Annotated in this window: 4 protein-coding genes; 3 read left to right on the forward strand and 1 reads right to left on the reverse strand. The window is 57.0% G+C overall.

Going from position 1 to position 5,582, the window contains the following annotated elements:
- A partial coding sequence (locus ENZ74_RS19855; RefSeq protein ID WP_127312941.1) for a tyrosine-type recombinase/integrase occupies positions 1 to 1,242 on the forward strand: 1,242 nt, incomplete at its 5' end.
- 241 nt (positions 1,243 to 1,483) lie between these two features.
- Here the strand turns inward: ENZ74_RS19855 and ENZ74_RS19860 are convergent.
- Entirely contained in the window at positions 1,484 to 2,518 is a 1,035-nt protein-coding gene (locus ENZ74_RS19860) for a hypothetical protein (RefSeq protein WP_127224115.1), read from the reverse strand.
- Positions 2,519 to 3,120: 602 nt separating this feature from the next.
- Here ENZ74_RS19860 and ENZ74_RS19865 point away from each other — a divergent pair.
- On the forward strand, positions 3,121 to 3,894 hold the full coding sequence (locus ENZ74_RS19865; RefSeq protein ID WP_342030137.1) for a hypothetical protein: 774 nt from the start codon (positions 3,121 to 3,123) through the stop codon (positions 3,892 to 3,894).
- Positions 3,895 to 3,943: 49 nt separating this feature from the next.
- Complete coding sequence (locus tag ENZ74_RS19870) at positions 3,944 to 5,371, forward strand: hypothetical protein (RefSeq protein ID WP_127224116.1); 1,428 nt, start codon at positions 3,944 to 3,946, stop codon at positions 5,369 to 5,371.
- Positions 5,372 to 5,582 lie beyond the last annotated feature (211 nt).

The raw sequence follows: 5,582 nt of genomic DNA on the forward strand, positions 1-5,582 counted from the left end.
CTGAAGGCCTACCCCAAGGTGCATGCCCAGGCAGAGCAGCAGTTGCGCCTTTGGTCGCGGCCGCACGATGCGCAAACCCTAGGCAGCTTGGTTGGCACCCCCACCTTGACCGACTTTGAGCACCATAGGCTGAACCGCACACGCCTTCGCGCGCTCAGTCTCGACCCCGAATGGACCGGTCCAGAGGACGAGGATGACCCCGAGGCGCTAGCTCGGGAGCTGATCGCGGAGCAGATTGCTGAGAAATATCCAGTGGACGACCGAGGCAATCCCGTTGGCATAGAGTCGGCGGACCGCGCCCTGATCCACGCCCTTGTCCTTGGTCAAAATCAACAGCGCCATGCCCCGACCTTGGAAGATGCCAGGAGGCTGTACCTCAAAGAGAAGGTTGGCACCGACGAAACAAAGAAGATGGAGCTTGAGCGAGTGTTCAAGCTCGTCAGCGCGGCGCTTGGCAAGGACAGGACACTAAGCAACCTCAAGCGGGAAGACGCCAAAGAGGTCAGGGACCACATGCTCGATGGCCGCAAAGCGTCGTCCGTGGACCGCTACTTGAATGTGGTCCGTGCGATGATCAACCACGCCATCAGAGAATTTGACCTCACCGGGGTCACCAATCCCTTCATGAACTTGGAGGCCGCGCCCAAGGACAAGGCAGAGCCTGATAAAGACAAACGCCGGCCCTTCACCCTTGATGAGGCTGCCGCCATCTCGGGCCGCCTTGTGTCACACGCCAAGACCGACCTCCAGCACATCTGGCGCATTCTTAAAGGGACTGGATGTCGCCTCGCCGAGGTCTCGGGTCTGCGGGTCGCAGACGTGCATCTCGAACATGCCATCCCGCACATCACGGTCGAGTGGCATGACGACCGCCGCATTAAGAATGCAGTGTCGCGCCGTAACGTGCCCTTGATCGGGGACGCATTGGACGCTGCAACAGAAGCCAAAGCTGCGGCGGGCAACGCGGCGATGCTGTTCCCAACCTACGGCAGGCCCAAGGGTGCGTCCTCAGCGTCTGCTGCTTTGGGAAAGCACGTTCGGGCTTGTGTAACGGACCCGAAGGCTACCACCCACTCGCTTCGCCACCTCATGAAGGATCGCCTACGCTTGGCCGGCGTCACGAAGTCGGACCAAGACATTGTTCTGGGCCATTCCTCAGGCAGCGTTGGGGAGGACTACGGTGGCGACGAGGCAAGACTTGAGATGGCCAGACGGGCGCTTGAGAAGGCTAACTCGCTCTGATCCAGTCCGGTTCTGCCTGGGGCCGCTCACTCGTTGCGCCACCGAATGGAGGACTTGCTGGTGATCGCTTGGGTCCCCGAGAAGCTCAAGCGGTCGATCATGGGCCACTCAGGGGGCGGCGCTGGGGACAACTACGGTGGCGAAGAGGGGCGGCTTAGGGTTGCAACTGAGGCGACGGAGAAGGCCTTCGCTGCGGTTGGCTAAGATAGTCGTCGCTTCCCCTCGCGGACGTTGTACTGCGCTAGCGCATAACTTTGCTGGTCTCAGCGATGATCTTGGGGATCTGCCCAATCGCAATCGTGTAGCTGAACCGCGCCACACCTTTTGCCTGCTTGTGCCTTGGCAGGCTGCGGACGACCCAGTCGTAAGTGCCCGACACCATGCATCGCTCATTGGCACAGGTGACTATGACGCTCTCGTCGTGGAGATTGTATCCCCGTTCCGGCCATCGTTGGAAATAGCTTCTCTTGTCGGCGATGATCGAGCTTAGGTCCGTTGGCTTTCCGTAATAATCGACGATGCCAGCATACGAATTTTGAACCTGAGCGATCGCCAAATCTGCGTTGTCGCCATGGTGCTCGATGAGCCCCTTGATAAATGCTACCGCCGCGCTCTCTAGCTGCCGCTCGTCTGCGCTGGCTTCAGCCGGGGCCGGAGTGGGCATTGGCGACACACGCGACGTGTCAACGGACGGCGGCGTGGTGGAAATGTTGGTTACGCGCAGTTCAGCCATCTCACTGGCGGAGAGATATCGCATATCAGACCTGTCGTAACTCAATGCTACGGCCATCAACTTGGGGTCCACGCCCATCTCGGACATGTAGGACATGATATCGGCAGTTACGGCTTGAACGTTCGCCACAGCCTCGTCGGTAGACATCCCGCTCTCTGGGGCGAAGGATGAGCGGTGAACACCAATAGAGCCCGGATCGGCAACACGGCGAACGCCACCCATGAAAGCCAAGGAGCAAGCCGACGCGCACTGCAACTGCCGGACTTGAAGCGTGTCAAGGCCGGCTGCCCGGATCATACGTCCAAGTTGCATTGCACTTCCGATACTACCCCCCTGCGAGTCGAATACGACCACTCTAGCCCCACTGCTTGTGACAGCGCGGCTAAACTCATTCAGAGGTTCGTTGACCCCAAATTCACCGGAGACGATGAGAAACGGAAGTTCGCCCGACGACGATACCGGCTTGTATTCCAGAGCCTTGGCCGACCATGTTGCGGCCGCGATAATTGACGCAACAGCTAAAACTCTCAAAACTGAACGCATAACTGGCTACCCTACCCTGCCCGTCACAAGTAAGATCCAGTTGAAGCGCCATTTCAAGCGCCAACTGTGAAAGGTTCGATTTATGGTCAAAGAACTGATTGACGCCTCAATGATCTGGCACGGGTATTAGAAACTATGTGCAACCTCTACAATATCGCCACGTCGCAAGAGGCCATCCGAGCCGGCTTTGCGGGACATGTTGGGGAACTTTGAGCCGTCCATAGACTTCGATCCCGGCGGTTCGACCCGGTGGTTCGCTATCCCATACCCCTCCGCTCCTGCCTTAGGCCGCCCTCAGGAACGGGACGGTAATGGCAGCGGCGAGGCGCGGCCTGAGGTGAAGCGGAGAATATCGTCGGCTTTCGTAAAGGTACGCGGACCGTCGCCTTGTATGCAAGGAGCTGGAGGACTAACGTTCCAATCCTTGAAAATCATCAACGTGGACGCGACATTTGGATGCTTACCTAGCGATCGCTGAGTCTATCCTTCGGATCGAACGGAGACCCTTGAGTCCCCGCGCGATGTTGGCTGCTGCCTATCGCCTCGGCTACGTGCCAACCCACTTGCACGGACGGACGCAGCATAAGACGCTCGGAGCTAGGTTGAGCGAAGACATCATCTCTCATCGCGACAACAGCCTTTTCTTTAGGACAAAGCCAGGGCGCTTTTTCCTTAGGGAGTTCCTCACTGACGACACCATTCCCGAGGACCACAGGCAACCGATCGCTACTCGACGCCGCATGCGCGAACTATTGCGCGGGCCTGCTCTCGCAGTTGACGTTAGCGACCTTGCCCTGATCGCGGAAGTCGGCAGACCAATTGAACCGGAAATAGTATTCGGCCTGCTACGCTCGAACCGCTACCGTTACGACAATCCAAAGGCAAAGCGACCCAGCAGCGTCTTTCTTTGGTCTTTTGTGTCGGTGCGCCGCGACCGCGAGGTCCTGAGCTACAGGCTCGGCCGCTACCGCGATGACCGTGATGCATTCATGGCGAGACGTTCAGTTGGATTTTCGACTCTCGTTCATCTTGAGCAACGGACATTGTTCAATGACGACTTCGGAATTGTGGACTCGGGTGTCCAAGCAGCAAAAGTTGACCTCGATGTTCCCGAGATTAGAACGCCGGCCAGTGTCAACCGGCTTGCTGCTCACCTAAGGTATTTTATGTGGGTTTCGCATGGTGAGGGGCAGAATGAACTGCTCGCGATTATTTCGTTCGAATGCCCACACTGGTTTCATCCTGAACGGCGGCGACTGGCGTTGAACGACCTGACTTGGCTCGACTTGCGCACTCCTGTGAATAACGTCGATGATTTCGACCCATGGTCACGATACGTGTTACTGACAACGGATCGAAACCTGTCAGCCGGCTGAAAACTTGGCATCATCGTCGCTCATCTTATCGGGGCCAAGCGTTGCGTATGTGAAGTCGCAGCTGGAAACGTCAGACTCTGCGCGAACGAAGCGTGCACTACAATATATTTGCCGAATATACAGACTTGGCTATCGGATCGTCCAAAGCGAACTTCTTGGCGTTCAGCAATCAATCGTCGGCATTCTTTACACCCGAAAATCGGACGAAAAGCTGAGGCGTTGGGCCTTGAATGCATTGGCGAGATGCGGAACGGCGGCTGTCAGCCTCGAATGTGTGATGGGAGTTTTCAAGGAATTTAGTTCCGACCCGCAGACTGCAGCGGCAGCCATCGCCGCGATTTACAGGATGAAGCGAGACGCGACCAAAGCGATAGACGATCTCGATCTCTTCGACCCGCAAATGCGAGTCCTTGCGGCCCTGCAGCATGTGGAACATACAAAACTGGACCTGACGGGCATTCCGGTCGACATTGAGAAGGCGTCGGCGGACGTCCTCAAACTTGGCTTAATCGTTGTCGGCTTGAACAGAGCCCCTCACAATCTCTTTCATCCACGGCACAGTAATTCCGAAATCGTCAAAGCGCTCGGCGCTTACGACGACGATATTGTCGTCCAGTATACCGTTTGGGCCGTGGCCGAGAACGACAACCTATCTATTGACGATCTGGGTATCCCGCTCAGTTCGGTGGAGAGCAGGCCACCAAATGTACGTGGCTGGATGTATCGCGCGATCGCCATGCACGCTAACGCTGCCGATCACCAGGATTACATTGCCAACGGCGCCGGCGACGATGAGGCTGAGGTCCGCCTCGCTTTGGCTATCGGGCTAAAGGATACCTATTACGACGGGCTCGAGGCTTTGGCGCACGATTGGTTCATGACCGAGGCGGACAGTGAGATTGCTCATACACTCATGGACCACATGGTGCGCCATGCGGATCGGTCGCCAACATATGAATGTACTGTGCTCGACTTCTACGAAAGAGAGGCGCAAAACTCTCTCCTGCGTCGGAGGATCGAAGGACACGCCGCCAAGACCGAACTCTACAGCAAGCTCATGCGTATATCATTCGACGGTTCCGACGACTTATTCAGGAGCATTAACGTGACCAACAATACCACGAATATATCTGGCGGCATTAATGCCGGAGCTGTTTCAATGGGTGGCGATGCGACGAACACGGGGGAGATCAATGTTAATTACCAGCCGCAAACGATAGAGCTGATCCAGGCCGAGCTTTCCAAGGCGATCAAAGCCATACACGACTCCGGCGTTGCCCCCGAGCTTAAGGAGCATGCGCTTGAACACGTGAAGGCGGCCCAAATAGAGCCCACACCCGATAAATTGAAGAAAGCGGTCGACGTCCTTGGCAAAGTCGAGGACGGGGCGAAGAAGATATCGGGAATTTCGACAGCAGCAGTTGCCATCGGAACTACCGCTATCGCGCTTGCCAAACTCATGGGCTATGTGCCCTGAGCTTCGTGAGCTCATCGTCCTTTCATTGATAGAGCCGCATCACTGCTCATGATCGCTGCCAAATCCTCAGCGTACGGGTGGTCGAGGTGTTCAGCCGGCCACCTCCATGCATCAGCAGGCTGCCCGGTGACAGGCCGTTCTCAGGATCAAGGAAGATCGGCGGGTGCCGAGAAGGCGTTGGCAGTGTGGGGGTTTTAAGCGCAGCCTACCC

The sequence above is a fragment of the Mesorhizobium sp. M7A.F.Ca.CA.002.15.2.1 genome, from assembly GCF_003998715.1.
Classification (GTDB): Bacteria; Pseudomonadota; Alphaproteobacteria; order Rhizobiales; family Rhizobiaceae; genus Mesorhizobium; species Mesorhizobium ciceri.

Bases quoted from the DNA above. Each gene is read 5' to 3' on its own strand.
- ENZ74_RS19860 (WP_127224115.1), bottom strand. From the start codon at position 2,518: ATGCGTTCAGTTTTGAGAGTTTTAGCTGTTGCGTCAATTATCGCGGCC.